The organism is Streptomyces sp. APSN-46.1 (assembly GCF_022815725.1).
Taxonomy (GTDB): domain Bacteria; phylum Actinomycetota; class Actinomycetes; order Streptomycetales; family Streptomycetaceae; genus Streptomyces.
Genome location: NZ_JALGRF010000006.1, coordinates 153,777 through 180,650, shown reverse-complemented (window position 1 = coordinate 180,650; position 26,874 = coordinate 153,777). Strand labels below are relative to the sequence as shown.

Below are 26,874 nucleotides of genomic sequence, written 5' to 3'. Positions count from 1 at the left end.
TTTTCGGCCGTTCAACCGTTCAACAAGGGCCGCCAACGAGAAACGGGCCCTTCGCCACCCTGTGAAGGGGGCGAAGGGCCCGTTCAGCCGTTCAGCGAGCCGTCAGGCCCGGCCTGGTCGGCCCGATCAGACAGCAGCCGGGTCTTCCTCGACGAGGAGGTTCCGGGTGCGGTTCGAGTCCAGCTGGATGCCGGGACCCATCGTGGTGCTCAGGGCGGCCTTCTTGATGTAGCGGCCCTTCGCGGCGGACGGCTTCAGACGAAGGATCTCGTCCAGGGCCGCGCCGTAGTTCTCGACCAGCTGCTCATCGGAGAAGGAGACCTTGCCGATGATGAAGTGCAGGTTCGAGTGCTTGTCGACGCGGAACTCGATCTTGCCACCCTTGATCTCGGTGACAGCCTTCGCGACGTCCATCGTGACGGTGCCGGTCTTCGGGTTCGGCATGAGGCCACGGGGACCGAGCACGCGGCCGAGGCGGCCGACCTTGCCCATGAGGTCCGGGGTGGCCACAACGGCGTCGAACTCGTTCAGGCGGTTGCCCTTGGCGATCTCGTTGATCAGCTCGTCGTCGCCGACAATGTCGGCGCCGGCGGCTTCCGCGGCCGCAGCACGGTCACCGGTCGCGAAGACCAGGACCCGGGCGGTCTTGCCGGTGCCGTGCGGGAGGTTCACGGTGCCACGCACCATCTGGTCGGCCTTGCGCGGGTCGACACCCAGGCGGAAGGCGACCTCGACGGTGCTGTCGAACTTGGTCGCGGAGGTCTCCTTGGCGAGACGGACGGCCTCGAGCGGGGCGTACAGCTTCTCCCGGTCGACCTTGGCGTCCGCAGCGCGGAGAGTCTTGCTGCGCTTCACTTCTGCTCCTGTGTTGTTTCTTCAGGCGTGGAGTCGTGGTGCGGACCAGCGCTTGGTCCTACCACTGTGGTGCTGGGGTGGCTGGATCAGCCTTCGACCGTGATGCCCATCGAGCGCGCGGTGCCGGAAATGATCTTCACGGCGGCGTCGATGTCGTTGGCGTTCAGGTCGGGCATCTTGAGCTCGGCGATCTCGCGGACCTGGGCGCCGGTGAGCTTGGCGACCTTGGTCTTGTGCGGCTCGCCGGAGCCCTTCTCAATGCCCGCGCTCTTCAGGATGAGACGCGCGGCCGGCGGAGTCTTGGTGATGAAGGTGAAGGAGCGGTCGTCGTAGACCGTGATCTCCACCGGCACGACCATGCCACGCTGCGACTCGGTCGCGGCGTTGTAGGCCTTGCAGAACTCCATGATGTTGACGCCGTGCTGACCGAGCGCGGGGCCGACCGGCGGAGCCGGGTTGGCCGCACCGGCCTTGATCTGGAGCTTGATAAGCCCCGTGACCTTCTTCTTCTTGGGAGGCATTGCTCTCTCCGGGTCCTAGTGAGAGTTTTCGCCGCCAATCCGGTCATCCGGATGGAGGCATACCGCACCACGATAACGGGTATCGGAGCGGGGCTAAAAACCGAGCAGGTCAGACCGCCCTCACGGGGCGATCTGACCTGTCCGGAAGCTGAGTCTCAGAAGAGGTGGATCAGTTCTTCTGGATCTGGTCGAAGCTGAGCTCGACCGGGGTCTCGCGGCCGAAGATCTCGACGAGGCCCTTGACCTTCTTCGAGTCCGGGTTGATCTCGTTGATCGTCGCCTGCAGCGTCGCGAACGGGCCGTCGGTGACGGTGACCGAGTCGCCGACCTCGAAGTCCAGGACCTCGATGGTGCGCTTGACGGCGGGCGCCGGCAGGCCGGCCTCTTCCGCGGCGGCCTTGGCGGCCTTCTCCTGCGCCTCCGGGGCGAGCATCTTGACGATCTCGTCCAGGGTCAGCGGGTACGGGTCGTACGCGTTGCCGACGAAGCCGGTGACGCCAGGCGTGTTGCGGACGACGCCCCAGGACTCGTTCGTCAGATCCATGCGGACGAGAACGTAACCGGGCAGCTTGTTCTGCCGGACGTTCTTGCGCTCGCCGTTCTTGATCTGGACGATCTCTTCCTCGGGCACCTCGGCCTGGTAGATGAACTCCTCGACGTTCAGCGAGACGGCGCGCTGCTCCAGGTTGGCCTTCACGCGCTTCTCGTAGCCCGCGTAGGTGTGGATCACGTACCACTCGCCGGGGAGCAGGCGGAGCTCCTGGCGCAGGGCCTCGACGGGGTCGACGGGCTCGGCGGGGGCGGCCTCCTCGGCCTCTCCCTCGGCGGTCTCCGCCTCTTCCTCGGTGGTCTCTTCCTCGGCGGTCTCGACCTCGGCCTCGACATCGACCTCGACCTCGACGGCCTCGGCGTGGGCGGGCTCCGCGTCGCCGGCGTCGAGGTCGGCGGTCTCCACGTCAGGGGCCTCGGCGTAGAGGTCGGCCTCGTCCTCGACGTGCAGGGCGGCTTCCTCGGCAGCGATACCAGCCTTGGCGTCGGCGCGCTCGGCCTCGTCAGGGTCCACAGCGTCCGCCGCCTCGACGATGTCGAGCGCGTCCTCGACGGACTCGACGGAGTCGTGGCTCGCGTTCAGGTTCGGGTCAGACACGGTGGCTGCTTCTTCCTGGAATACAAAAGGTGGTGGAACATGCGAAAACGGGCGGCACCCATCAAGGCGCCGCCCTCCGCGGGGATCAGCCGAAGACGAACTTGATGGCTTCCTGGAATCCATAGTCAATCACGGTCACCAGACCGATCATGATGACGACGAAGACAATCACCACGGTGGTATACGTCGTGAGCTGGTTCCGAGTGGGCCAGACGACCTTGCGGAGTTCCGCGACGATCTGGCGGTAGAAGAGCGCGAGCCGACCCAGAGGGCCCTTCTTGCCGCGCTTGCCGCCCTTGCGGGCCTTCTTCTCTCGAGTGTCGTCCTCGGCGTCAGGCATGTCGATGGAGCCCAGGGCGTCCGTCACGTCTCTCACCTGAATCCGGGTCGTGGCCGTAGCCGCGCCCGGTTGCGCCGCACGGCGTTGCATCGAAGTACGTACCTGCGCACACGTCCGAGAAGGAGTGTGGAGCAGGGCCGGAGGGACTCGAACCCCCAACCGCTGGTTTTGGAGACCAGTGCTCTACCAATTGAGCTACGACCCTTTGCGTTCCCCAACCTACCGCATCCGGATGAGTGCACGGAGTGCTCACGCTCTGGAGCGATCGGCGAGGACCAACGACAGGTGAGTGTACGTGGTCCGGGCCCTGACGTCGAACAGAACCCATCGGGACGCCGTCCGGACGCCGTCCGAAGGCAGACCGGAGGACGGCCGGAGGCCGTCGAGATCATCATCCGGATGTGGTTCGTCCGGTACCTGAAACGGTGTGCGGGGCTCGGATGCCGTCTGGGACGATTGGCCGCATGACCTCTGCAACGCCTTCCTCCGAGCGCCGGGTGTCCGCCCGTATCGGCGCCATTTCCGAGTCCGCCACCCTCGCCATCGACTCCAAGGCCAAGGCGCTCAAGGCCGCCGGGCGCCCGGTGATCGGCTTCGCCGCGGGCGAGCCGGACTTCCCGACCCCGGACTACATCGTCGAGGCCGCGATCGAGGCCTGCCGCAACCCGAAGTACCACCGCTACACGCCGGCCGGCGGCCTGCCCGAGCTCAAGGCCGCGATCGCCGCGAAGACGCTGCGCGACTCCGGCTACGAGGTCGACGCGTCGCAGGTCCTGGTGACCAACGGCGGCAAGCAGGCGATCTACGAGGCGTTCGCGGCCATCCTCGACCCGGGCGACGAGGTCATCGTCCCGGCCCCGTACTGGACCACCTACCCGGAGTCCATCCGCCTCGCGGGCGGCGTCCCGGTCGAGGTCGTCGCCGACGAGACCACCGGCTACCGCGTGTCCGTCGAGCAGCTGGAGGCGGCGCGGACCGAGCGGACGAAGGTCGTCCTGTTCGTCTCCCCGTCCAACCCGACGGGCGCCGTGTACTCGGAGGCCGACGCCGAGGCGATCGGCCGCTGGGCCGCCGAGCACGGCCTGTGGGTCCTGACCGACGAGATCTACGAGCACCTCGTCTACGGCGACGCGAAGTTCGTCTCGCTCCCGGCGATCGTCCCCGAGCTGCGCGACAAGTGCATCGTGGTCAACGGCGTCGCCAAGACGTACGCGATGACCGGCTGGCGCGTGGGCTGGGTCATCGGCCCGCAGGACGTCATCAAGGCCGCGACCAACCTCCAGTCGCACGCCACGTCCAACGTCTCCAACGTGGCCCAGGTCGCGGCGCTCGCCGCCGTCTCCGGCGACCTGAGCGCCGTCCACGAGATGCGGACCGCCTTCGACCGCCGCCGCCAGACGATCGTGCGGATGCTGAACGAGATCGACGGCGTCTTCTGCCCGACCCCCGAGGGCGCGTTCTACGCGTACCCCTCCGTCAAGGAGCTCCTCGGCAAGGAGATCCGCGGCAAGCGCCCGCAGACCACCATCGAGCTGGCCGCCCTGATCCTGGACGAGACCGAGGTCGCGGTCGTCCCGGGCGAGGCCTTCGGCACCCCGGGCTACCTGCGCCTCTCGTACGCCCTGGGCGACGAGGACCTGGTGGAGGGCGTCTCCCGCATCCAGAAGCTCCTGGCCGAGGCCAAGGCCTAGAGCGGCCCGCAGCCAGACCCTGAGCGGCGCCTCCCCGAACGGGGAGCCGCCGCTCAGGCACATCCAGCCCCGCCGGCGTTTGAGGCGCGGGTCCGGGCAGCGCCCGGGTTCTTCAGCCCCGCCGGCGCTTGAGGCGCCTTTTCAGCCTCGCCGGCGTTTGAGGCGCGGGTCCGGGCAGCGCCCGGGAGGCCCCGCGCAGCGGCCCGCCTCCCCCGCCCCCGACCCCGCTCGCCCGTTCGGGCAAGCCCCCAATAGGTAAACCCCCTCCCGCCCAGCGCAGCGGTACGGCAGGATCACAAAATGGCGCACGCACGCGATCTCTCGCTCCTCCCCAAGGCCCACCTCCACCTGCACTTCACCGGCTCGATGCGCCCATCGACCCTGCTGGAGCTCGCCGACAAGTACGGCGTCCGCCTCCCCGACGCGCTGACCGCCGGCGAGCCCCCCCGGCTCCGCGCCACCGACGAGCGCGGCTGGTTCCGCTTCCAGCGGCTCTACGACGCCGCCCGGTCCTGCCTCCGCGAGCCCGACGACATCCGCCGCCTGGTCCGCGAGGCCGCGGAGGAAGACGTACGGGACGGCAGCGGCTGGCTGGAGATCCAGGTGGATCCCACCTCCTACGCCCCCCTGCTCGGCGGGATGATCCCGGCCGTCGAGATCATCCTGGACGCCGTCGACGCCGCCTCCCGCGAGACCGGCCTGGGGATGCGCGTCCTGATCGCCGCGAACCGCATGAGGCACCCCCTCGACGCCCGCACCCTCGCCCGCCTCGCCGTCCGCTACGCCGACCGCGGCATTGTCGGCTTCGGCCTCTCCAACGACGAGCGCCGCGGCATGGCCCGCGACTTCGACCGGGCCTTCGCGATCGCCCGCGAGGGCGGCCTGCTCGCCGCCCCGCACGGCGGCGAGCTCACCGGCCCCTCCTCCGTCCGCGACTGCCTCGACGACCTGCACGCCGCCCGCATCGGGCACGGCGTACGGGCCGCCGAAGACCCCCGGCTGCTGAAGCGGCTCGCCGACCGGCAGATCACCTGCGAGGTCTGCCCGGCCTCCAACGTCGCCCTCGGGGTGTACGAGCGGCCCGAGGACGTCCCGCTGCGCACGCTCTTCGAGGCCGGGGTGCCGATGGCGCTGGGCGCGGACGACCCGCTGCTGTTCGGGTCCCGGCTCGCGGCGCAGTACGAGATCGCGCGCCGCCACCACGCCTTCACGGACGCGGAACTCGCCGAGCTGGCGCGCCAGTCCGTCCGCGGTTCGGCCGCGCCTGAGGACGTACAGGCCAAGCTGCTGGCCGGGATCGACCACTGGCTGACGGGCTGATGGGCTGATCAGCGGCTGGTCAACGGCTGATCACCGGCTGATCACCGGGTCAGCCGCAGGTCGCCCTGGTGGCAGTCGGCCCGCACCCGGTCGCCGTCCGCGAAGCCGATCTCCAGGTGGGTGCGGCCGGTGGCGGGCACGGCGAACTCGGCCACGGTGGCCACGGTCTCGCCCAGGTGCCTCAGGAACGGGTGGTAGCCGAGGTCCTCGCCGACCTCGATGCGCCCCCACTCCCCCATGTCGAACGGCTCGTGCGGCTCGGCGGACTCGACGATGAGGCACTGGTCGGACCCGGTGGTGATCCGGGTGGATTCACCCTCGCTGTCGATCAGCCAGACGTCGAGCGGGGCCTCGGAGCGCTCGCCCTCGTAGACGTGCCAGGACGCCACGATGCTGCTGATCGCGCGTCCCACCAGCCGGGTGGGGTCCGTACCGGCGCCGTGCCGGGGACAGAGCATGGCGGCCGGGGCTCCTTCAGATGCTGACGCCGACCGTCACCGGCTCGTTGACCAGGGTGACGCCGAAAGCCGCGTGAACGCCCGCGACGACCTCGCGGGCCAGGGTGAGGAGGTCCTCGGTGGTGGCCTCGCCGCGGTTGGTGAGCGCGAGCGTGTGCTTGGTGGAGATGCGCGCGGGGCCGGTGCCGTAGCCCTTGGTGAATCCGGCCTTGTCGATCAGCCAGGCCGCGCTGGTCTTCGTACGCCCGTGGCCGGCCGGGTAGGCGGGCGGGGCGGTGTCGGGGCCGAGGCGGTCCTGGGCGCGGGCGAGGAAGGCGGCGTAGGCCTCGTCGCTCAGGATCGGGTTGTGGAAGAAGGAGCCGGCGGACCAGGTGTCGTGGTCGGCGGGGTCCAGCACCATGCCCTTGCCGGCGCGCAGCCGTAGCACGGTCGCGCTGGCGGTGGCGGCCGGGACCCGGTCGCCGGCCTCGACGCCGAGGGCGCGGGCGGTCTCGGGGTACTTGATCGGCGCGGACAGCCCGCCGGCGTCCTCCAGGGCGAAGCGGACGCGCAGGACGACGTACCGCTCGGGCTCGTGCTTGAAGAGGCTGTTGCGGTAGGTGAACGCGCACTCGGCGGCGGTGAGCGTGACCGTCTCGCGGCGCGTGCGGTCGTACGCGACGACCTCGGTGATGGTGTCGCGGACCTCCTGGCCGTACGCCCCGACGTTCTGGATCGGGGTGGCACCGGCGGAGCCGGGGATTCCGGCGAGGCATTCGATGCCGGCCAGGCCGGCCTCGACGGTACGGGCGACGGCCGCGCTCCAGTTCTCGCCCGCGGCGAGCTCCAGGGTGGTGCCGGTCAGGGTGAAGCCGGTGGTCGCGATGCGCAGGGCGGTTCCGTCGAAGCCCTGGTCGCCGATGACCAGGTTGCTGCCGCCGCCGATGACGAGCAGCGGGGTGCCGCTGTCGTCGGCGGCGCGGACGGCGGCGATCACCTCGGCGTCGGTGGTCGCGGTGACCAGCCGGGCGGCGGGGCCGCCGAGGCGGAAGGTGGTCAGCGGGGCGAGGGGGGCGTCGTGGAGTTCCTGCACGTGGACAAGAGTACGGTCCGTGCCCCCCGCATCCTTGCGGGGCCACGGACCGTACGCGGGTGAGGGGGCTCAGCGGCCCGCGCCCGCCTGCTGCTCGTCGAGGCGGCGCTGCGCCTCGGCCCAGGTGATGGGCAGCTCGGAGGCCGGGACGCTCCAGAAGGTGAAGGTGGATTCCTTCATGGAGGCGCTCGCGGCGCGGGAGCTGGAACGGTGCGGCTCGCTGCGGGCGAAGCGGTAGAGCGCCTCGCGGTCCTCCCAGGCGGAGACGGTGAGGAAGGTGCGGCTGAAGACGCGGGCCCGGAGGGCGACGCCGTGGGCGCCGGGAGCCTTGCGGACCTGGAGGATGATGCCGGGCGACTTGAGGAAGAACCTGAAGGCGCCGAGGAGGGTGGCGGTCTCGAAGCGGGAGGCCATGACGTAGACCTCGGCGCCGGTGGGGGCCTGGGTGGGCGTGGACCAGGGGATGTCGGGCATGGCGGGTACTCCTTCGGGGGGTGTGGGGCGCGGGGCGCGGGGCGCGGGGCGTGTAGCGCGCGGGTGGGGTCAGTTCGCGGGGACCTTGGCGGTGGTCTCGCCGACGCGTGGGGCGCGCTCGGCGGCGACGACCGGCGCGGACTTCGCCTTGCGGGGCAGCAGCAGGGCCAGCCCGGCGGCCACGGCGACCGCGCCGGCGCCTATCCACACGGCGGGGACGGTGCCGTCGACGAAGGCCTGCGGGCTCTCGTAGCCGCCCTGGGTGGAGAAGACGGAGGCCAGGATGGCGATTCCGAGGGCGCCGCCGACCTCGCGCAGGGCGCTGTTGGTACCGGAGGCCTTGCCCTGGTCGGCGGGGGCCACGGTGGACATCAGGGCGTGGGAGGCGGGGGCGAAGTACAGGCCCATGCCGATGCCGCTGAGGATCAGCGCGGGGAGCTGGTGGGTGTACGAGAGGTCGGCCTCCAGGGTCATGGCGTACCAGACGAGGCCTGCGGCCTGGTAGGCGAGACCGGCGGCGATGACGGGGCGGCTGCCGATGCGGTCGGCGAGGATGCCCGCGAGCGGGGAAATGATCATCGGCATTCCGGTCCAGGGCAGCAGCCGCAGTCCGGCCTCGGTGGGCGAGTAGCCGGCGACGCCCTGGAGGAACTGGCTGAGCAGGAAGATCGAGCCGAACATGCCGAGGAACATCAGCAGGCCGGCGAAGTTGATCCCGAGGAAGCCCCGGTTGCGGAAGAGGCGCATGGGGAGCATGGGGTTGGCGCTGGTGAAGCCGTGGTGGATGAACCCGCCGACGAGCGCGGAGCCGGCGATCAGGCCGGTCAGGACGGGGGCGCTGGTCCAGCCGTGGGCGTTGGCGTTGACCAGGGCGTAGACGATGCCGAAGAGGCCGCCGCTGATGAGGACGGTGCCCGGGATGTCGAGGCGGGCGTTCGGGGCGGTGGACTCGGTGAGGCGGAGTCGGGAGAGCGGGATCAGCGCGAGGCCGACCGGGACGTTGAGCCAGAAGATCCACTGCCAGGAGATGTACTCGGTGAGGCTGCCGCCGATGAGGGGGCCGCTGGCGACGGCGAGGCCGGAGACGGCTCCGTAGATCCCGAGCGCCATGCCGCGGCGGGCGGCGGGGACGGCGGCGGTGAGCAGGGTGAGGGTCAGCGGCATCATGACCGCGGCGCCGACGCCCTGGACGGCGCGGGCGGCGATGAGCTCGTCGATCCCGGGCGAGAGGGCGGCCGCGGCGGAGGCGGCGGTGAACAGGGCGAGGCCGCCGATGAAGAGCCTGCGGCGGCCGAAACGGTCCCCGAGGGCGGCGCCGAGCATGAGGAGGACGGCGAAGGTGAGGGTGTAGGCGTTCACCGTCCATTCGAGGTCTTCGAGCTTCCCGCCGAGGTCCTGGCGGATGGCGGGGAGGGCGGTGGTGACGACGAGGTTGTCGAGGGCGGCCATGAACCCGGCGGTCGCGGTGATGACAAGCGTCCAGAGCGCGGGGCCCCGGAGCCGGGTGTCGCTTGCGGTATGGGTGGTCATGGTCACGATTCCCCCTGCAGTCGTGGCGCGGGTGTGCGTGTGTCATTAGTGATTACTGACTAACTTTCTGGGGCAAGGTGCGGAGCGATCCCCGGAATCCCGCGCCGGCGCCTACCCCTACTCCTCGCGGACTTGCCACTCCTCGTGGACCTGCGCCTGCCGGCCCTGCTCGCCGACCTGCTCGCTGCTGGCGCACCGCCCGCCGCCGTGCCGGCCGCCCTGCCCGCCGCCCTGCCCGCTGCCCTGCCCGCTGCCCTGCTCCTGGCCGCGGGTGGAGGGGTAGCAGCCCTCCCAGATCCAGTGGCCCGGCGGGAAACCCAGGGCGGACAGGGTGTTGATGAGCATCCCGTGGGCCAGGAAGTTGGTGGTCACTTCGACATCGGCCCCGAGCGGTACGTGAATGGTGTCCCACAGATCCATCCAGCCGGCCCGCACCAGCTCGCCGAACTCCGGCTCCCCGGCGGCCTCGGCCGCGGCGACGGTCACATTCACCTGGAGCTGCATCTGGAGCTTGTCGGGGTGGTCGGCGATCAACTGCATGTACGCCTCCCCCATGGCGTGGAGCGCCTCGTCACCACTGCGCCCCTTGGCCGCCTCTTCGAAGACGACCCTGATGTCTTCCATGCAGCGCCTCGTGGCGGCCAGGAAGATCGCCTGCTTGTTCGGGAAGAGCCGGAAGAGGTACGGCTGCGAGACGCCGACACGCTTGGCGATCGCCTCGGTGGAGGTCCCGTAGTAGCCGCCGCGGGCAAACTCGTGCATCGCCGCGCGAATGACGCTCTCGCGCCGCTCTTCTGCGCTCATCCTTGCCATGCGGGCTAAGTTAGTGTCCAATCACTAACTCCGCAAGGGGAGGGGGCGCGGGGGCGGAGGTCCCGGGGCCGCCGGGGCGGATTGAGCGGGGGGTGGGGGTGCCGGGTTGAGCGGGGCGGGTTTCGACGGGCGGGGCGGGGTTTCGGGGGCGGGGTGCTGGTGGGACGGAATTGGACAGTGCTGGGGGCTTCCCGTCAGTCTCACTGTCCTTCCGGGGCGGGCCGGTCCCTCAAGGGCGCTCCCTTCGGTCGCGTCGCTTCGCGATGGCCTTCGGCCACCCTTGACCGACCGGCCCGCCCCGGAAAGACAAAGACTGTCGGGAAACCCCCAAAAGGACGGTCAGGGGGGAACCATTCCCACCGAGCGGGATCCAACCTCCTGGGCGGCCGCCCGGCCGCCCGGCATCCCCGCCCTGCGGGCGAAAAGCACCGGGACCTGCACCGAGCAGCATCCAGAACACCCAACCGGCACGTCAGGCGCCACAGATCGCTACCCGCCTTTCTCTCGGCTTAGCGTCCGCCGCCCGTCTGTGGCTGGGCATAAGCCGCCACTAATCGCTACGCGCTCCTCGCCGAGGGCGGCTGCGGGCATCTTGGGCTGAACATAGGCCGCCCACGGTCATTTGATGTCTCCAGGAGCACGCCTGCGACCTGTTTGTCCCATTTTGGCGGCCACAGTGGAGTCATTTGGCCTTCTCCCGGAGCGTGAGACCCAACGATCCGGCATCAGCCTCGGTTAGACAGGCCCCTGCGGCCTATGCCCAGCCCAAGACTCCCGCAGCCGCCCTCGGTGAGGAGCGCCCAGCGGTCGGTGGCGGCCATGCCACCCACAGACGCCCACAGCCTCCCTCGTCGGGCGACGCATGGCGATGGTGCCGGCCGGCGCCCACCCACAGACCCGCAGCCGCCGTCGATGGGGAAGCGGGTAGCGATATGGGGCGTCCCACCCACAGACGGGCCGCAGCCGCCGTCGGCGAGGAGCGCGTAGCGATCGATGGCGGCTTGTGCCCACCCACAGACGGGCCGCAGCCGCCCTCGGCGAGGAGCGCATAGCGATTAGTGGCGGCTTATGCCCAGCCACAGACGGCCGGCGGACGCTATGCCAGCAGAAGCGTGTAGCGATCTGACGCGCCTTACCGCTTCCTCAGGTGTTCTGGACGCTGTTCGGTGCAGGTTCCGGCGTCTTTTCCGCCCGCAGGGCGGGGATACCGGGCAGCCGGGCGCCCGGCCGGCTCGTTTACGGGTGCTCGGTGGGAATGGTTCCCCCCAGACCGTCCTTTTGGGGGTTTCCCGGCAGTCTTTGTCTTTCCGGGGCGGGCCGGTCGGTCAAGGGTGGCCGAAGGCCATCGCGAAGCGACGCGACCGAAGGGAGCGCCCTTGAGGGACCGGACCGAACCGGAAGGACAGTGAGACTGACGGGAAGCCCCCAGCACCGTCCAATTCCGTCCCACCAGCACCCCGCCCCCCAAACCCCGCCCCACCCGTCGAAGCCCGCCCCGCCCCGGCGCGCAGCGCCCACCCCCGCCCAGGCCCGCCAAACGGCCCTCAGGCCAGCTGGACGACCGCGCGGGACATGCCCAGGACCTTTTGGTCGGCGCTCTTGGCCGTCAGGTCCACGCGGACGCGGTTGTCGTCGAGCTTCACGGCCACCTTCGCCGAGACCTCGATCACCGCACCCCGCTCGTCGTTCGGAACCACGACCGGCTTGGTGAACCGCACGCCGTACTCCACCACCGCGCCCGGGTCGCCCACCCAGTCGGTGACCACCCGGATCGCCTCGGCCATGGTGAACATGCCGTGCGCGATCACGTCCGGCAGCCCGACCTCCTTGGCGAACTTCTCGTTCCAGTGGATCGGGTTGAAGTCGCCCGAGGCACCCGCGTACCGCACGAGCGTCGCGCGCGTCACCGGGAAGGACCCCGGCGGCAGCTCGGTGCCGACCTCGACATCGGCGTACTGGATCTGCGCAGTCATCTCAGGCCTCCTCGGGGGCGCGGGACACGAGCTTCGTCCACGCCGTCACCACGTGCTCACCGGACTCGTCGTGCACCTCGCCGCGGATGTCGATGACGTCGTTGCCCGCCAGCGACTTCACGGCCTCGATCGTGGAGGTCACCGAGAGGCGGTCACCGGCACGCACCGGGCGGGAGTACGCGAACTTCTGGTCGCCGTGTACGACCCGGCTGTAGTCGAGACCCAGCTGCGGGTCCTCGATGACCTGGCTCGCCGCCGCGAAAGTGATCGCGAACACAAAAGTCGGCGGGGCGATCACATCCTGGTGCCCGAACGCCTTGGCCGCCTCGGGGTCGGTGTAGACGGGATTGGCGTCACCCACCGCGACCGCGAATTCACGGATCTTCTCCCTGCCGACCTCGTACGGATCGGTGGGCGGGTAGCTCCGCCCCACGAAGGACTGGTCGAGCGCCATGGCTCACTACCTCCTGCTTGAAGGAACTGAAGGAACTGAAGGAACACGAAGACAAAGAAGACGGCCCCGGAAACGACACAAGGCCGCCCCCATTGAAGGGGACGGCCTCATGACGGTGCCTGTATTCGAGACTTCGCTGGGGTCAGCGGGTCTCGCGGTGCGCGGTGTGCGAGTTGCAGCGCGGGCAGTGCTTCTTCATCTCAAGACGGTCCGGGTCGTTACGCCGGTTCTTCTTGGTGATGTAGTTCCGCTCCTTGCACTCCACGCAGGCCAGCGTGATCTTCGGGCGGACGTCGGTGGCAGCCACGTGAGTGCTCCTTGGACGGACTATTGGACGGATGAACGCATAAAAGAGTAGCCGATCGGGAGACCGACCCCGCAATCGGCTACTGTGTGTAGCGGCGACCGGACTTGAACCGGTGACACAGCGATTATGAGCCGCTTGCTCTACCGACTGAGCTACGCCGCTTTGATGTGATCAGCTCCCCACCCGAGGGCGGGGAACCTCTCTCACCAGAGCCCCAATGCGGAATCGAACCGCAGACCTTCTCCTTACCATGGAGACGCTCTACCGACTGAGCTATTGGGGCGAGCGAGGAAGACATTACACGGTTGCGCGCCCATCGCCCAAATCCTTTGGGGGGACCGGGCTCCGAGGGGGTCCGCGCGTCATTCCCGATCAAGGCTCCGGCGCCCCACGGGCCCAATCCACCCCCATTTGTGACCGGGCTCACCACCAACCCCTCCATCACTAGTGGGCCCACGGGCGCGCACGCGCCACCCGGGGTACTCGCGAGCGCCGGGGCGCGCGTTGCACCACACCGGTACGACTATTGCGCTCTTCCGTGAAGCGGGCAGCCCCGCGCCCTAGGCTCTGAGCACGCTGCGTGATCTTGGGCCGCGGGGCGCGGCCACGGCCCAGGAACCGCCCGATCCACCGCAGGAGCGCGCGATGTCCGACAGCCAGCCGCAGCAGCCGTCCCACCCCCCGCACAGCGGTCGCGGCGGCGAGGACGGCGGCGACGGCCCCTCGCGCGGCCCCGCCGACCACCGCGCCGGGAACTCCGGGAACTTCCGCCCGGCCGGCAACGGGAGCGGCGGGAACAACGGGAACAACGGGAACAACGGGCGTAGCGGACAAGGACACAGCGGGTACCTCGCCGCCGTCGAGTCCACCACCCTGCTGCTCGCCGGGGCCCGCCTCACCGACGGCCGTACGGTCGACGTCCGGCTCAGCGGCGGCCGCATCCAGGCCGTCGGCACCGCGGGCAGCCTCCCCGCCCCCGCCCTCGCCCGTGTGGACCTCGGCGGCTACCTGCTGCTCCCCGCTCCGGCCGAGCCGCACGCCCACGGGGACACCGCCCTGACCGCCGACGGCGAGGGGCCGGTCTCGTACACCCCCGACGAGGTCCAGCGCCGGGCCACCGAGGCCGCCCTGCTCCAGCTCGGCCACGGCGCCACGGCCGTACGGTCCCACGTGCGGATCGGCGACATGCACGGCCTCGGCCCCATGGAGGCCGTGCTCCAGGCCCGCCGCTCGCTGCGCGGGCTCACCGACCTCACCGCCGTCGCCGTGCCCCGACTGCTCACCGGCGTGGCCGGCGCCGACGGGCTCGCGATGCTGCGCGACGCCGTCAAGATGGGCGCCTCCGTGATCGGCGGCTGTCCGGACCTGGACCCCGACCCGACCGGTTTCCTCGAAGCCGTCCTGGAACTCGCCGCCGAGCACGGCTGCCCCGTGGACCTGCATACGGACGGTGACGATCCGGCCCGCCTGGCCCGGCTCGCGGCGATGGCCGGCGGGCTCCGCCCCGGGGTGGCCATCGGCCCCTGCGGCGGCCTGGCCCGGCTCCCGCTGGACGCGGCGACCCGGGCCGCCGACCAGCTGGCCGCGGCCGGTGTACGGGTGACCTGCCTGCCCCAGGGCGACTGCGCGGCCCTGGAGCGCCACGGCCTGCGCACCGCGCCCGTACGGCTCCTGCGCGCCGCCGGGGTCCGGGTCGCCGCCGGCAGCGGGGCGCTGCGGGACGCCGGGAACCCGGTCGGCCGCGGGGACCCGCTCGAAGCCGCGTACCTGCTGGCCTCCCAGGGCGGGCTCCGCCCCGCCGAGGCGTACGCGTCGGTCAGCTCCGCCGCCCGCGAGGCCATGGGCCTGCCGGAGGTGCGGGTGGAGGCCGGCTTCCCGGCGGAGCTGCTCGCCGTCCGCGGGGACCGGATCGCGGCGGTGCTCTCCCTGGCGTACAGCCGGATCGTGATCCACCGGGGGCGGGTGGTAGCCCGGACGAGTGCCGTGCGGGAGTACTGCGACTCGGCCGTCGCGGTGGCCCTGGACCTGCCGCGGCAGGGCCGTACGGAGCCCGGACCCTGACCGTTCGCCCGCCGTTCGCGGGCGTGGGCGCGCGGCTCGTCGTACGGTCGGGGCATGCGCATCGTCATCGCGGGTGGACACGGTCAGATCGCGCGGCGGCTGGAGCGGTTGCTCTCCGCACGCGGGTACGAGGTCGCGGGCATCATCCGTGATCCGGCACAGGGCGACGACCTGAGGGAGGCGGGCGCCGAACCGGTGCTCTGCGATCTGGAATCGGCCTCGGTGGAGCATGTGGCGGGGATCCTGCAGGGGGCGGACGCGGCGGTGTTCGCGGCCGGCGCGGGCCCCGGCAGCGGCATCGAGCGCAAGGACAGCGTGGACCGGGCCGCGGCGGTGCTGTTCTCCGATGCCGCCGAACGGGCGCGCGTACGGCGCTTCCTGATCATCTCTTCGATGGGCGCGGACCCGTACCACGAGGGCGACGACGTCTTCGACTTCTATCTGCGGGCGAAGGGCGAGGCGGACGAGCACGTGCGGACGCGGCTGGGTCTGGAGTGGACGATCCTGCGGCCCGGTTCGCTGACGGACGACCCCGGCGGCGGTCTGGTCCGCCTGGAGGCGCAGACCGGCCCCGGGGCGGTGTCGCGGGAGGATGTGGCGGCGGTGCTGGCCGAGCTGCTCGAAACCCCGGCGACGGCGGGCCTGACGCTGGAGCTGGTCTCGGGCTCGATCCCGATCCCGGTGGCCGTGAAGGACGTGGCGGGCAACTGACCTGACCGGCGTTCAGGCCGGCCGGGGTCAGATGCCGGGGGTCAGAAGCTGGGGGTCAGAAGCCGAGGTCAGATGCCGGGTCAGAACTCGGCGCTCACCTTGTCGTCGGACCGCCCGACCGAGTCCTGCTGGTACTGGTCCTCGTACGCCTGCCGGATCCGCTCGATGCGCACGCCGCGGTCCTCGGCCTCCTTCTCGGGGTAGAGGAGCACCACCTCGTACGAGGTCTCGCGGACGGTCTTCCCGTCCTGGCCGCGCCACTGGCCTCGGCCGTCGTGGACGGTCAGTCCCTCGGGGAAGGCGGGGGTGATCTCGCGGTCCAGGAACCGCATGAACTCCCCCTCCCCGACCGGGGGCAGGCCGTCGAGGCGGTCGGTGCCGAAGTAGAGCCGGGTCTCCTGGTACGGCTGCCCGACATGGCTGTCCAGTGCCGCCCCCATCAGGGCCGGGATCCCGGCGCCGAGCAGGGCGAGGAGTACCCCGCCGCCGACCTTGCCACGCGTGTCCGAAGTCCATTTCACGCGGGGAGAACGACCGGAGGCCCCGATCGGTGCGGTCGGACCGGCCGATAGGGTCACACCGATTCGGCTGCAGGGGGCAGTCGTACGAGGTGCCGGGGTGGGGCATGGGCGACGGGGACTGGCGTATCGGCGAGGCGGAGGGCGGCCGGCTGGCCGCCCGGTGGTGGCAGTGGGCGCTGTCCGCGCCGGAGGACCGCAGCCCGGTCGGGGACGTCACGGGGATGCACGCCGACTGGCGGCAGCCGCGGGACCTCTGGTTCCTCGCGGGCACGTACGGCGGCCGGGTGGTACGGCGGTGCGCGATCCCCTCGGGCCGGCCGGTGTTCTTCCCGGTGCTCAACACGCAGCGCGTGGCCGTACCGCTCGTGACCAAGCCGTGGCGGCTGGAGGTGGAGCGGGCGGAGGCGTACCTGAACGGCTCGCCGCTGGAGTTGAGCGAGTTCTCCTCGAAGACGTTCCCGGTCCTGGGGATACCGCGCGTCGCGTGGGGTCTGTGGTGCGGCCTCGGCCCGCTGCCGGAGGGCCAGTTCGTCCTGGAGATCAAGGCAGCGGCGGCGGACAGCTTCTGGGTCGACACGACGTACCACCTGACGGTGGAATGACGACCGGGAGTCGTCGCCGGGCTGCCTGACGGGCCTCACGGGGTCTCCAGCCGCCTGCGCCACCACGGATCGCCGGGCGCGGCGTACGGATCGTTCAGGGTGCGGGCGAGGAAGCGCGCGTCGAGCGGTGCGAGTACGGCGCGCAGCTCCCGCCGGGCCCGGCGCGGGAGCACGGCGAGGAACTCCTCCAGGATCTGGCGGTGCTCGCCGATCCACGGGGGATCGCAGCAGGGATAGTCGCTGACGAACGACGGGTACATCACCCACGGGCCGCGCTCGTACACGAGCCGGCGCCAGTGGCGCAGCGCATGCCAGGCGGCTCCGGGCGCGTAGCGGTAGCGCTCGACGCGGGCGATGTCGGCCAGGGCCTTGCCCGAGATGCCGGGGATGACGGCGCGGCTGTCCCACCGGGACGGCGGGCGGGGCAGGTCCGATCTGACCTGCGAGGGGGCCTTACGCGGCATGGGCCTCACGGCATGCTGATCATGCGCCCAGCATGCCGTGACGGCCCCGCCCGCGCCCACCCGTTTTCCCAGGAGCGCCGAGCGCATGCGAGGAGACCCCCGCTACTGCGTTTCCGCAGTAACGGGGGTCTCACATCGCGTGGCGGCGCCAGGGTTCGAACCTGGGTAGGCTGAGCCGGCAGATTTACAGTCTGCTCCCTTTGGCCACTCGGGCACACCGCCAAGGGATGTCGCCGGTGAGGCCGCTTTGGGGCGGTGCTCGGTGGCAACGACGTAAACGATACCTGATGCCTGGGGGTGCTTCGCCACCTGATTGATCAGCGCTCCCGGCTGACGCGGTGGCTAGGCTTTGCCGAGCGGGCCGGGGATGTCCGGACGCGCCCTCCGGGGCACACCACAGCCGACTTCAAGGAGCCACAGCACATGGCCGACTCCAGTTTCGACATCGTCTCGAAGGTCGAGCGGCAGGAGGTCGACAACGCCCTCAACCAGGCCGCGAAGGAACTCTCGCAGCGCTACGACTTCAAGGGCACGGGCGCGTCGATCGCCTGGTCCGGCGAAAAGATCCTGATGGAGGCGAACTCCGAGGAGCGCGTCAAGGCCGTTCTCGACGTCTTCGAGACCAAGCTGGTCAAGCGCGGGATCTCGCTCAAGGCACTCGACGCCGGCGAGCCGCAGCTGTCCGGCAAGGAGTACAAGATCTTCGCCAGCATCGAGGAGGGCATCTCCCAGGAGAACGCCAAGAAGGTCGCGAAGATCATCCGGGACGAGGGTCCCAAGGGCATCAAGGCCCAGGTCCAGGGCGACGAGCTGCGCGTCACCTCGAAGAGCCGCGACGACCTCCAGGCCGTCCAGCAGCTCCTCAAGGGCAAGGACCTGGACTTCGCGATCCAGTTCGTGAACTACCGCTGATCAGGGCCTCTGACCTGCAAAAACGCTTCTAGGCGAGCTTGACAGGGCACAACGGGGGCACATCGCCGAGGACCGCCTCGACGGCTGCCCGCGTTGTGTCCTCGTCGCCCGGCCACAGGTGCGTGCGTGTACGTGTCGAGCGTGATCGACGGCTTTGCGAGGCCGAGCCGCTTCTGCACCGTCTTGAGGTTCTCTCGGTGCTTGATCAGCAGCGAGGCGTAGAAGTGCCGCAGGTCGTGCATGAACGTCCCGGCCGGCACGCGCAGCAGCTCAGGCTGCCTCCCCTCGGGCCGGCCCTTCCTGACCCACGCGGCGTGTGCTCGCTCGTGGGTCGCGACGAACTGCTTGTTCGCGTTGGCGATCATGCGCGCCCATACGTGAGCCCATCCGTCGCGGCGGATGGGCTCGCGGTGCTCGTTGAGGAAGAGCAGCCGGGCCTTTCTCGTGCGCGGCTTGCGCGGTCCGTACGGTCCTCGATCTCCGTCTCGGCCGCCGGATAGCGTTCAAGGTGAGCAGCGAGCGCGTCCACGGCCGCCTTGGCGAGCGGTACTGTGCGGTAACTCTCGTGCGTCTTGGGCTACCGAGGTAGGGCTCGCCCGTCTGGGGGGGGTGATCGCTTGCTGTCGCACACTGACCTCGCGACGCAGGAAGTCGACATGTTCCACTTCCAGCCCGAACGCCTCGCCCTGGCGCGGCCCGGGTCGCGCCGTCAACCACTGGTCGTCCCCCTCGGACCCAGCCAGGAGCGACACAGCAAGCGAAGGGGGGACTCAGAGGACGACTCCACCCCCTCACCCCTCTGTCTCACCCAGAGAGTCAGGGAAGGGTAGGAGAGGAAGCGGCCAACAGCGTCCCCCACGTCCCCGCCGTCCCCCTGCTATGACGGACCATGTCCGCACCGCGACCGGTCGCTGCCCCCTACGCGCGCGGGAAGCGGCTCAACGCAGGTCGAGCAGCATGACGTCGTGAAGGTCTGCGCCTTCCCAGGGCCGCGCCTCTCCGATCTTCCGGTACCCCCACGATCGGTACGCGGCCACGGCCGCCTTGCTGTCCGGGTGGACGTTGAGCAGGACCCGCCCGGCGTCGGTGCCGTCGAGCAGAGCCTCGTGCAGGCGGCGGGCGATGCCCTGCCCCCGCCATGGGGCACGCACGGCAAGTTCCATCAGACCGAATGTCCGCCGGCCGTCCTCTCGCCGCATGTCATCGGAAACGGGCTCGGTCAGTTGGTCCCACCAGCCCGTCTGCGGGCTGAGCGGGTAGCCGTAGGCCATGCCGACTGGCTCGCCGTCCGAGGTGGTCGCCAGGGCGCCGCGGAACGTGGCCTTACGGGTCTGGGAGCGGAAGCGGCGGAAGGTGGCTGCGACGTCCGTCTCCGTCTCGTTGTAGGGCGGCTCGGCGAACGCCTCGGCGTAGACCAGGCGGAACGCTTCCTCGGCCCTGGCGGCGGCCGGCCCGTCGAGCTGCTCGACGCTGGCCTGTGCTGGCTGACTCATCCGGCGGCCCTCTCACACGGTTTCGCGGATACGTGCCATGCATTCGCGGGCGGTTGGGCTGTCGACTACCCCGGCCGCCCGCTGGAAATCGTGCACCTTGCCCAGCAGCCGGGGCGAGGCGATGCCTCCCCAGGTATCCAGCACGCCGCCCACCTCGGCACACGCCTCGTCGACCTCCCCCGCGGCGAGGAGCACACCGGCGAGCTTGACGCGGTACGAGGCGCTGTTCCGGGCGAGCCCACCGCCAATGCCGCGCACGGCCGCCCGGAGGAACGGCACGGCGCGCTTGGGCTGATCTGCTCGTACGTACATGTCCGCCGTGGCGTAGTCGACCTCGAACGGACCCACGAACTTGGCCCAGTTGGGCACGTCTGTATCGGCATCCGCGCGCCCCTGGAAGCTGACGGCGCGGGACAGGGCGCGGCGTGCACCCGACAGGTCCCCGGCGTGCGTGGCGACATTGGTATCGCGGAGTGCGATCACGAGGTGCACCGTCGCACCTGCCCCTGCTTGGGTTGCGAGGCGGTAGCCGTTCTCGACGGCGCTCGCAGCCTCCCAGGACCGGCCGGCCTTGATCGCGAGGAGTACGAGCGTCTCCAGCACGGAGACCTGTAGCAGAGGGTCGTCGACGAGTTGCGCCGCGGCGAGGGCTTCCATGCAGGCGGCGCGGCCCTCCGCGATGCGTCCGCCGTCGTAGCCGTACCAGGCCCGGTGTCCGTGCAGCTCGGCGAGCATCGTCTGTAGCTCACGGCCCACGCCGGCGGTGTACGAGGCGCTGCTCAGGGCTCGCGTGATCCCCGCCTCGATGCGCTCGGCCTGCGTGCTCGCCGGCACGCTGCCCGCGGTGTGGTCTGTCTGGTAGAGCCCGTCGAGGCGCTCTCTCAACCGCCCGAGATCGGCCGTGCCGATGCGTGGGCCCGGCGCGGCGGGCAGCAGGGCAGCGGCAGCGAGGGCGCCCGCGTCTGCGACGAACGTTCTCCTCTTCACCTCTCCAGCGTCGCTGATCGGTGCCGCAACCGTCACGCGATGCCCAGGGACGTCGAACCCCATCTCGGCGAGGGGCATGCCGAACATGGCTTCAAGTACGGCTTGCTGGCCCGGGTGCGGCAGGGGCGGGGGCGTCTCGCTCTCCCACCGTCGCAGTTGGCGGACGCTCACCGCGGCGGCGATGCCGAGGCGGGCGGACTCCTGCCGGAACGCCTTGACGAACGTCTCCTGCGTGTGGCCGGCAGCCCGCCGTAACCGTGCCAGCCCGCCCGACTCCTGCCCCGTCATGCGTTTCCCCCTCGCAGCTGCGGGCCGTGCGCCCACCGTAGTGATCTGGCCGCGGACTCGGGCGCGGAAACGTCCGCCCAAACGTCCGGTGCCTGCTCGCCCATGACGCCCTCTCAAGCGGTGCACTGGTGACACACCGAACCACAACGCCCCTGAGCAGCGGGAGTGCGCATGCCCATGACCATTCGTGTGTACGACGTCAACGGCCGGACGGGAAAGGTCGTCCACGAGCGTGCCGAGGTGGTCGTCGGGCCCGGGGTCCGGGACAGCCCGCCCATGAACTCCCTCGCCTTCCCGCCCTGCCAGTGCACCCGCTGCCGGCCGAAGGGCGAAGCGTGATGAGCGAGTCCCTCACCGCTACACGGGACCGAGCCCGCTCGGCGAGGACGGATACCGGACCGGGCTGGAGTGGAACACCAACAGCCGAGCCCGCGCCCGAGCTGTCGGGGTCATCGCCGAGCACCGGGCCGAGCGGACCGAGGTCGTGCTCGAAGCGCACCTGCGCTTCGAGTGGGCCGCGCACGCGGTACGCGCCCCCGGACTGCTCGCCGCCGTGCAGGAGACGATCGGCGAGGCGGTCGCCGTCGAGAACACCTTTTTGATGATCAAGTGGCCCGGCCGTGAGTTCCGAGTGCCCTGGCACCAGGACGGCACCAACCGACGGATGCAGCTCGACCCCGCCCGTTCGGTCGCGGCGTGGCTCGCCATCACCGACGCGACAACCGCCAACGGCTGCTTGCAGGTCAACCCGGGCTCACACGCCAGCGGCTACCTCGGCAATGACCGCGAGGCGAGCAGCGCCCGTCGAGGCAGAGCACTCAGAGTGCAGGGCATGCCCAACGGACCACACGACCACGGCCTATGGCTGCCGCTCGATGCCGGGCAGGCATGCCTGATGGACGTCCGGCTCCTGCACCGCTCGGACAGCAATACGACCGCCGGTGCCCGGATCGGCCTGAACATCCGCTACGTCGCTCCCGGTGCCATCCGGTCGAGCGGCGTCCACAGCCCCAGCCTGTACCCGTTGACCGGGTCGAGCTGGTGATCACGCACCACCTGCAACGCACCATCGGCAACGAGAGGAGAACCACCGTGACCATCCTCGAAACCAGCGCTCCGCCGATCACCCGCGTCCGGGTGCTCACCGGCGAGGACGTCGACCCCGCCCGGCGCGGCAGCAAGCGCGTCGTGGCGTTCAGCGACTGCCGGTACTACTGCCCCGACACCGCGACCATCGAGCGGTGCATCGAGCACCTGCGTGCCAGCGACGAGCGGCTGCGCTCCCGCCCCGACGAGCAGATGCTCTGGGACTGGGAGTGCACGTACTTCGAGGCCGACCCGGACAACGAGAACGGCGGCGGGACGGTCCTGCTGGGCGTCGCCTGGTACGACCGCGCGTTCTTCGACGACCGTCGGGGCGCCTGGTTCGGCGCCATGCACACCCGCATCTACCTGGAGATCGGCGTCCCGTTCGAGAACGTGACGGTCGAGCACTGGCTCGCCCTCGACGCGGCCGAGTGGAAGCCTGAGGCGCCCGCGGCGTAACCGGCCAGTCTCCCTAAGCCCTCACCCCTCGCAGGACCTGCACCACCGGCGAGGGGTGAGGCGCGTCGCTCCTGAGAACTGTTTGGGCTGCATGAGGCGAGTGATCTAGCGCACCCGTGGAAACCCCAGAGGTCTGTCCGCAGAGCCCTTGGCCACGTGCATGGGTGGTCTTGTCAGTCGAGGGTTGCATTATGACCTGTCATGAACCTCGGAGAGCTCGCCTCGACCGCCTCGGCTGCGGTTGCCGGTTTCGGTATCCCCGCTGTGTACTTACAGGCCCGCGCCGCCCGCCGCGCAGCTGACAACGCCCTCGCCGCCGCTCAGGTTCAGGCGAGGGCTCAGCATGCTCACGCGCTGCGGACGACGGAGCGGGCCGCTGCCGCCGCTGCTCACGCTGCTGCGTATGGGCTGCTCGATGCCGGTCACGCGCTGCTTTCCGCGGCGCGGCACCGTGCGGCGCAATACCACCTCGAACCGTCTGACGGGCTGGAGGATCCCGTCCGTCACGCGGCTGAACAGGTGGACCAGGCCCGCCGTCGTCTCGGCGAGGCCGGCGCCGCCCTCGTTGCCACCGGACCCGAGCCGCTGCTCGCGACGTTCGGGGAAGTAGCCTCCATGACTAGGCCGTTCATGCGGGCCTGCATGTGGGTACGGCGCCCGTTGCGGCTTGCTCCGCCGCCGCAACCCGTACCGCTGGTACGGAGTACAGCAGAGGGCTCCGCCGAGCCCCTGCCGCGCCGGGTACCCCGGTCCACGCCGCCAGTCAACCAGCCGCCGTCAGGATCGGCGGATGATGTGGCCCGGCAGCCACCCGTCGCGGTGCTTCTAAGGCGGGTGCCTGAGGATCCCGAGGCCGGTCTACGTGCTGCCCTTGAGCGGCTCGATACCGCAACCGACGTTTTCGCGAATGCCATGCGGGCCTACTTCGCATCGGACCCGATCGAGAGCTGACAACTGGCTCGATCGGCCTCACTACCGAACTCCACGCCTTCAAGGCCACTGGCCTGAACTCTTAGGAATCGGACATAGGTTCTGACAAATCGCTGGCCCTGTGGCGGGGCAGGCTGCCTATGATCACTGCAAGGCGGGGTCGTAGCACAGAGGTAGTGCGCCTACACAGCATGGAGGAGGACGCCGGTTCGAATCCGGCCGCCCCGCCCCTTCAACGTTTGGGACCGTGGTTCATCCGCTTGCCGTAGAGAGAGCAGGCAGAGCGGCATCCCGCCGCCGCAGTCGTGTGGCGGCCAGCAAGGCACCGAGCGCGGTCCCGGTGACCATGAGCCCGCCCGCGAAAAAGGCCCCCCGTGGCGAAGCATCCACCAGCAGCGGCAGGAGCAGCATTCCGGCCGTTCCGCCCGTCCGGATCACCGTCTGATCGACGGACATCAGGCGCAGCCGTTCCGTCGGGGCGAACGCGCCGAGGTGCGCGCGCAGGGTGACGCTCGTAGCCGGCGTGACGCTGCCCGTCAGCAGGGACAGCAGCAGCAGCGCGGGCAGATCGAGCACCAGGCCCATGCAGGCCGTCGCCGCGCCCTGTACGGCCCACGCACCGCAATAGACGGTCAGCCAGCCGCCCGAGCGTCGGTTGCTCGCGAGAGGGTTACCGAGCAGCGCCCCGATGCCCATCGCCGCCGTGACGAGTCCGTACACCGCGGCGCCCGCCCCGTACCGGGTGGCGAGCAGGGCAGGCATACCGATGGCAGTCACAGCCGAGCAGTACAGGGCTACACCGTGCAGGCCGATCGCCAGCCCGACCCGCGGGTGCTCACGCAGCACTGGCCACGCTCGGACCGACGATCGCGCCCTGCCCCCAGGGCGCTCGACGGGAGGGCCAGCCGCGGTTGCGTTGCGGCGGGCCAGCCAGCGCAGCACCACGGCGGACACGCCGAACGTTGCGCCGTTCAGGGCGAAGAGCTGTACCTCGGAGACGAAGAGCAGCAGCAGACCGATGCTGGCCGGGCCCGCGATGCGGGCGATGCGGCCCGTGAGGTCGAGGAGACCAGTGATCTGCTGCACCCGCTCGGGCTCAACAAGATCGGGCACCAGCGCGCCGAGGTTGGGGTCGAAGAGTGCCCCGAGCGTGCCGAGGAGCAGCACACCGGCGAGCAGCAGCACGATGCCTCGCGCGTCCGGTGACCACAGGAACGGAAGCGCGACCGCGACCGCCGCCCGCGCCCCGTCGACCCATGCGAGTGCGCGGTACGAGGAAAAGCGCGAGACGAGCCGGCGGCCCAGAGTGCCGAGCACGATGTACGGAAGCGACTCGGCCACCGCGACCATGCCCATGAGCGAGGCCGAGCCCGTCGCGGCGTAGACGACCCACATGACCGCGAGGGCATAGAGGCGGTCCCCGAGGACGGAGAGGCTCTGTGCGAGCCACAGCACCAGTACGGGCCGCTGCCGAAGCAGCGTCAGGTAACCCAATGTGCCCTCCGGGGCGTGCCGCATCTGACCGGGAGCACAGTCCCTGCCGAACCGCCGCCCACCCTAGGCCCCTGCCACGCACGGGGCTCGGCGTTCTCGCAGACCTCGCACGAACGCGGGACAGGCCGTCCCGAGGGCACAGGCAGGGCACGAGGAGCGTGAAAATGCTGAGGAACACGACAACTACTAAATGTAGTTTTGGCAGGTCAACGGCACTGTATCCACGTAAGTGCAGGTCGGAGACTCGAATGGGCAGCGATCGGCGCGTCGTGCCGTGCCGCTGCCCGTCGGGGCGCGGAGGGTGTGTGCGGGGCGTGCGCGGCGCACGCCCCTTCGTGGGCCCCCTGTGGTCACTAGGCGTGGGTGGATGCGCCCCAGCACGCTGGGGTGGCATCCATCACCGTGTGGCAGGGGGTTCTCGCATGCCTGGGGCCGGCAGTTTCCGCGAAGACTTCGGGGCGTCCGTCGTCGTCGCGCTGGTGGCGCTGCCGCTCTGCGTGGGCGTCGCCGTCGCCTCGGGGGTGCCGGCCGAGCTGGGGATCGTCACCGGAGTGGCCGGCGGGCTGGTCACCGGGTGGTTCCGGGGGAGCTCGCTCCAGGTCAGCGGCCCGGCGGCCGGGCTCACGGTGCTCGTCTACGAGGCGGTGCGGGCGTACGGCCTGGCCGCGCTCGGGATCCTGGTGCTGGCTGCCGGGGCGGTGCAGCTGGGCATGGGTGTGCTGCGGCTCGGACGGTGGTTCCGGGCTATCTCCGTCGCCGTCGTGCAGGGGATGCTGGCCGGGATCGGGCTCGTGCTGATCGCCGGGCAGCTGTACGCGCTGGGCGGTGTCCCCGCGCCGGGGGACACCCTGGGGAAGCTCGGCGGGATGACCGCGCTCGGCGGGCAGGCCGACTGGGCCGCCGTGGCGCTGGGGGCCGGGACCGTGGCCGTCCTGGTGGCGTGGCCCCGGATGCCCGCCCGGCTGCGGCTCGTGCCGGGCGCGCTGGTCGGGGTGGCGGCCGCCACCGCCGCTGCCGCGCTGCTGGGGCTGCCGGTGGCGAAGGTCCGGGTCACGGGGGTGCTGGCGGCCGTATCCCTGCCCGCCTGGGGGGACTTCAGGGTGCTGGCCTCGGTCGGGGCCGTCGGTACCGTGGTCGCGCTCGCGCTGATCGCCTCCGCCGAGACGCTGTTCAGCGCGGCCGCCGTGGACCGGATGCACGACGGGGACCGCACCGACTACGACCGCGAACTCGTGGCCCAGGGCTTCGGCAACGCCGTCTGCGGGCTGCTGGGGGCGCTGCCGATGACCGCCGTGATCGTGCGCAGCGCCGCCAACGTGGAGGCGGGGGCGCGCACCCGCGCGGCCCGGATCCTGCACGGCGGCTGGCTGCTGCTGTTCGCCGTGGCACTCCCCCAGGCGCTGGAGGTGGTGCCGCTCGCCGCGCTCGCCGGGGTGCTGCTGCACGCCGGCTGGAAGCTGCTGCCGGCCGCCGCGGTGGCCTCCCTGTGGCGGACGCACCGGGGCGAGGCGGTGGTGCTGGTGGCGACGGCCGCCGCGATCGTGGCCACCAACCTCTTCGAGGGGGTCCTCGTCGGCCTGGGGCTGGCCGTCGCCAAGGCCGCGTGGGAGACCTCCCATGTGCACATCGAGGAGGTGTGGGAGGGCGAGGAGTTGTGCGTCCGGGTCGTGGGGAACGCGAGCTTCCTGCGGCTGCCCAAGCTGTTGGACGCCCTTGACGCGCTGCCCCACGGGCCGTCGGTGCGGCTCGACCTGAGCGGGTTGCGCCACCTCGACCACGCGTGTCTGACCGCGCTCGACGGGTGGGAGCGCAAGCGGACACCGCTGCCCGGCCGCGAGGGCGTCTCCTAGGCCCCCCTGTCGTCGAAGTCCCGCCCGAGCGAGGCCGGCCACCCGCCCGTCACCCGGCCCG

The 26,874-nt window shown here is 70.7% G+C and carries 28 protein-coding genes, 5 tRNA genes and 1 pseudogene; 12 read left to right on the top strand and 22 right to left on the bottom strand.

Annotated features, from left to right (window positions below; genetic code table 11):
- Positions 1 to 126: 126 nt before the first annotated feature.
- From rplA to MTF65_RS18905, 5 genes are all read right to left on the bottom strand, one after another.
- Positions 127 to 855 carry a 50S ribosomal protein L1 gene (rplA, locus tag MTF65_RS18925; RefSeq protein WP_030710300.1) on the bottom strand — a complete coding sequence of 243 codons (729 nt, stop codon included), beginning with the start codon at positions 853 to 855 and terminating at the stop codon, positions 127 to 129.
- Between the two features lie 86 nt (positions 856 to 941).
- Positions 942 to 1,376 (bottom strand): 50S ribosomal protein L11, encoded by a 435-nt coding sequence (rplK, locus tag MTF65_RS18920; RefSeq protein ID WP_243629912.1) that lies wholly within the window; start codon positions 1,374 to 1,376, stop codon positions 942 to 944.
- Between the two features lie 169 nt (positions 1,377 to 1,545).
- Entirely contained in the window at positions 1,546 to 2,523 is a 978-nt protein-coding gene (gene nusG, locus MTF65_RS18915; RefSeq protein WP_243629911.1) for a transcription termination/antitermination protein NusG, read from the bottom strand.
- Between the two features lie 85 nt (positions 2,524 to 2,608).
- A complete protein-coding gene (secE, locus tag MTF65_RS18910; protein WP_030298162.1) occupies positions 2,609 to 2,890 on the bottom strand; it encodes a preprotein translocase subunit SecE in 282 nt (93 codons plus the stop codon).
- Between the two features lie 105 nt (positions 2,891 to 2,995).
- A tRNA-Trp gene (locus MTF65_RS18905) sits at positions 2,996 to 3,068 on the bottom strand.
- A gap of 259 nt (positions 3,069 to 3,327) precedes the next feature.
- Between MTF65_RS18905 and MTF65_RS18900 the strand changes: the two genes are divergently transcribed.
- Complete coding sequence (locus tag MTF65_RS18900; RefSeq protein WP_243629910.1) at positions 3,328 to 4,554, top strand: pyridoxal phosphate-dependent aminotransferase; 1,227 nt, start codon at positions 3,328 to 3,330, stop codon at positions 4,552 to 4,554.
- 300 nt (positions 4,555 to 4,854) lie between these two features.
- Complete coding sequence (locus MTF65_RS18895) at positions 4,855 to 5,874, top strand: adenosine deaminase (RefSeq protein WP_243629909.1); 1,020 nt, start codon at positions 4,855 to 4,857, stop codon at positions 5,872 to 5,874.
- A 41-nt stretch (positions 5,875 to 5,915) separates the two neighbouring features.
- Here the strand turns inward: MTF65_RS18895 and MTF65_RS18890 are convergent, their stop codons facing one another.
- The 10 genes and pseudogenes from MTF65_RS18890 to MTF65_RS18845 form a co-directional block, all read right to left on the bottom strand.
- The gene (locus MTF65_RS18890) at positions 5,916 to 6,332 is read right to left on the bottom strand and encodes a hypothetical protein (protein ID WP_243629908.1); all 417 of its coding nucleotides are present in this window, start codon (positions 6,330 to 6,332) and stop codon (positions 5,916 to 5,918) included.
- A gap of 16 nt (positions 6,333 to 6,348) precedes the next feature.
- Entirely contained in the window at positions 6,349 to 7,404 is a 1,056-nt protein-coding gene (locus tag MTF65_RS18885) for a UDP-N-acetylmuramate dehydrogenase (RefSeq protein WP_243629907.1), read from the bottom strand.
- Between the two features lie 69 nt (positions 7,405 to 7,473).
- Complete coding sequence (locus MTF65_RS18880) at positions 7,474 to 7,878, bottom strand: DUF3291 domain-containing protein (RefSeq protein ID WP_243629906.1); 405 nt, start codon at positions 7,876 to 7,878, stop codon at positions 7,474 to 7,476.
- Positions 7,879 to 7,947: 69 nt separating this feature from the next.
- On the bottom strand, positions 7,948 to 9,408 hold the full coding sequence (locus tag MTF65_RS18875) for an MFS transporter (protein WP_243629905.1): 1,461 nt from the start codon (positions 9,406 to 9,408) through the stop codon (positions 7,948 to 7,950).
- 267 nt (positions 9,409 to 9,675) lie between these two features.
- A pseudogene (locus tag MTF65_RS18870) lies at positions 9,676 to 10,221 on the bottom strand (TetR/AcrR family transcriptional regulator); the annotation flags it as partial.
- 1,544 nt (positions 10,222 to 11,765) lie between these two features.
- Positions 11,766 to 12,194: a MaoC family dehydratase gene (locus tag MTF65_RS18865; protein ID WP_243629904.1), complete on the bottom strand. Its 429-nt coding sequence runs from the start codon at positions 12,192 to 12,194 to the stop codon at positions 11,766 to 11,768.
- Position 12,195: 1 nt separating this feature from the next.
- A complete protein-coding gene (locus MTF65_RS18860) occupies positions 12,196 to 12,648 on the bottom strand; it encodes a MaoC family dehydratase N-terminal domain-containing protein (protein WP_243629903.1) in 453 nt (150 codons plus the stop codon).
- A 142-nt stretch (positions 12,649 to 12,790) separates the two neighbouring features.
- Entirely contained in the window at positions 12,791 to 12,955 is a 165-nt protein-coding gene (gene rpmG, locus MTF65_RS18855; RefSeq protein ID WP_006604855.1) for a 50S ribosomal protein L33, read from the bottom strand.
- A gap of 89 nt (positions 12,956 to 13,044) precedes the next feature.
- A tRNA-Met gene (locus MTF65_RS18850) sits at positions 13,045 to 13,117 on the bottom strand.
- A 48-nt stretch (positions 13,118 to 13,165) separates the two neighbouring features.
- Positions 13,166 to 13,238 (bottom strand) — tRNA-Thr (locus tag MTF65_RS18845).
- 362 nt (positions 13,239 to 13,600) lie between these two features.
- Between MTF65_RS18845 and MTF65_RS18840 the strand changes: the two genes are divergently transcribed.
- Together MTF65_RS18840 and MTF65_RS18835 are read left to right on the top strand one after the other, a co-directional pair.
- The gene (locus tag MTF65_RS18840) at positions 13,601 to 15,016 is read left to right on the top strand and encodes an amidohydrolase family protein (protein ID WP_243629902.1); all 1,416 of its coding nucleotides are present in this window, start codon (positions 13,601 to 13,603) and stop codon (positions 15,014 to 15,016) included.
- A gap of 54 nt (positions 15,017 to 15,070) precedes the next feature.
- A complete protein-coding gene (locus MTF65_RS18835; protein WP_243629901.1) occupies positions 15,071 to 15,727 on the top strand; it encodes an SDR family oxidoreductase in 657 nt (218 codons plus the stop codon).
- An 80-nt stretch (positions 15,728 to 15,807) separates the two neighbouring features.
- Here the strand turns inward: MTF65_RS18835 and MTF65_RS18830 are convergent, their stop codons facing one another.
- Positions 15,808 to 16,248, bottom strand: a complete 441-nt coding sequence (locus tag MTF65_RS18830) for a DUF3574 domain-containing protein (RefSeq protein ID WP_243629900.1) — start codon at positions 16,246 to 16,248, stop codon at positions 15,808 to 15,810.
- A 104-nt stretch (positions 16,249 to 16,352) separates the two neighbouring features.
- On the opposite strand from MTF65_RS18830, the gene MTF65_RS18825 reads away from it, so the two are divergent.
- Entirely contained in the window at positions 16,353 to 16,850 is a 498-nt protein-coding gene (locus MTF65_RS18825; RefSeq protein ID WP_243629899.1) for a hypothetical protein, read from the top strand.
- Between the two features lie 35 nt (positions 16,851 to 16,885).
- On the opposite strand, the gene MTF65_RS18820 is transcribed toward MTF65_RS18825, so the two are convergent.
- Both MTF65_RS18820 and MTF65_RS18815 read right to left on the bottom strand, forming a co-directional pair.
- Positions 16,886 to 17,314 carry a hypothetical protein gene (locus tag MTF65_RS18820; protein WP_243629898.1) on the bottom strand — a complete coding sequence of 143 codons (429 nt, stop codon included), beginning with the start codon at positions 17,312 to 17,314 and terminating at the stop codon, positions 16,886 to 16,888.
- Between the two features lie 140 nt (positions 17,315 to 17,454).
- Positions 17,455 to 17,536 (bottom strand) — tRNA-Tyr (locus MTF65_RS18815).
- Positions 17,537 to 17,737: 201 nt separating this feature from the next.
- Here MTF65_RS18815 and MTF65_RS18810 point away from each other — a divergent pair.
- Positions 17,738 to 18,226: a YajQ family cyclic di-GMP-binding protein gene (locus MTF65_RS18810; protein ID WP_243629897.1), complete on the top strand. Its 489-nt coding sequence runs from the start codon at positions 17,738 to 17,740 to the stop codon at positions 18,224 to 18,226.
- Here MTF65_RS18810 and MTF65_RS18805 read toward each other — a convergent pair.
- The 3 genes from MTF65_RS18805 to MTF65_RS18795 form a co-directional block, all read right to left on the bottom strand.
- Positions 18,217 to 18,591 (bottom strand): hypothetical protein, encoded by a 375-nt coding sequence (locus tag MTF65_RS18805; RefSeq protein ID WP_243629896.1) that lies wholly within the window; start codon positions 18,589 to 18,591, stop codon positions 18,217 to 18,219. The genes MTF65_RS18810 and MTF65_RS18805 overlap by 10 nt on opposite strands.
- A 573-nt stretch (positions 18,592 to 19,164) precedes the next feature.
- The gene (locus MTF65_RS18800; protein ID WP_243629895.1) at positions 19,165 to 19,719 is read right to left on the bottom strand and encodes a GNAT family N-acetyltransferase; all 555 of its coding nucleotides are present in this window, start codon (positions 19,717 to 19,719) and stop codon (positions 19,165 to 19,167) included.
- Between the two features lie 12 nt (positions 19,720 to 19,731).
- On the bottom strand, positions 19,732 to 20,994 hold the full coding sequence (locus tag MTF65_RS18795; RefSeq protein WP_243629894.1) for a hypothetical protein: 1,263 nt from the start codon (positions 20,992 to 20,994) through the stop codon (positions 19,732 to 19,734).
- A gap of 177 nt (positions 20,995 to 21,171) precedes the next feature.
- On the opposite strand from MTF65_RS18795, the gene MTF65_RS18790 reads away from it, so the two are divergent.
- The 5 genes from MTF65_RS18790 (at position 21,172) to MTF65_RS18770 (ending at position 23,698) form a co-directional block, all read left to right on the top strand.
- Complete coding sequence (locus MTF65_RS18790; protein WP_243629893.1) at positions 21,172 to 21,333, top strand: hypothetical protein; 162 nt, start codon at positions 21,172 to 21,174, stop codon at positions 21,331 to 21,333.
- A gap of 145 nt (positions 21,334 to 21,478) precedes the next feature.
- A complete protein-coding gene (locus MTF65_RS18785) occupies positions 21,479 to 22,039 on the top strand; it encodes a phytanoyl-CoA dioxygenase family protein (RefSeq protein WP_243629892.1) in 561 nt (186 codons plus the stop codon).
- 47 nt (positions 22,040 to 22,086) lie between these two features.
- Entirely contained in the window at positions 22,087 to 22,539 is a 453-nt protein-coding gene (locus tag MTF65_RS18780; protein WP_243629891.1) for a hypothetical protein, read from the top strand.
- A gap of 201 nt (positions 22,540 to 22,740) precedes the next feature.
- Positions 22,741 to 23,490 carry a hypothetical protein gene (locus tag MTF65_RS18775; RefSeq protein WP_243629890.1) on the top strand — a complete coding sequence of 250 codons (750 nt, stop codon included), beginning with the start codon at positions 22,741 to 22,743 and terminating at the stop codon, positions 23,488 to 23,490.
- A 133-nt stretch (positions 23,491 to 23,623) separates the two neighbouring features.
- Positions 23,624 to 23,698: transfer RNA gene (locus MTF65_RS18770), tRNA-Ala, on the top strand.
- A gap of 23 nt (positions 23,699 to 23,721) precedes the next feature.
- On the opposite strand, the gene MTF65_RS18765 is transcribed toward MTF65_RS18770, so the two are convergent.
- Positions 23,722 to 24,963, bottom strand: coding sequence for an MFS transporter (locus MTF65_RS18765; protein ID WP_243629889.1), 1,242 nt, complete (start codon positions 24,961 to 24,963; stop codon positions 23,722 to 23,724).
- A 422-nt stretch (positions 24,964 to 25,385) separates the two neighbouring features.
- On the opposite strand from MTF65_RS18765, the gene MTF65_RS18760 reads away from it, so the two are divergent.
- The gene (locus MTF65_RS18760) at positions 25,386 to 26,813 is read left to right on the top strand and encodes a SulP family inorganic anion transporter (protein ID WP_243629888.1); all 1,428 of its coding nucleotides are present in this window, start codon (positions 25,386 to 25,388) and stop codon (positions 26,811 to 26,813) included.
- Positions 26,814 to 26,874: the final 61 nt, after the last annotated feature.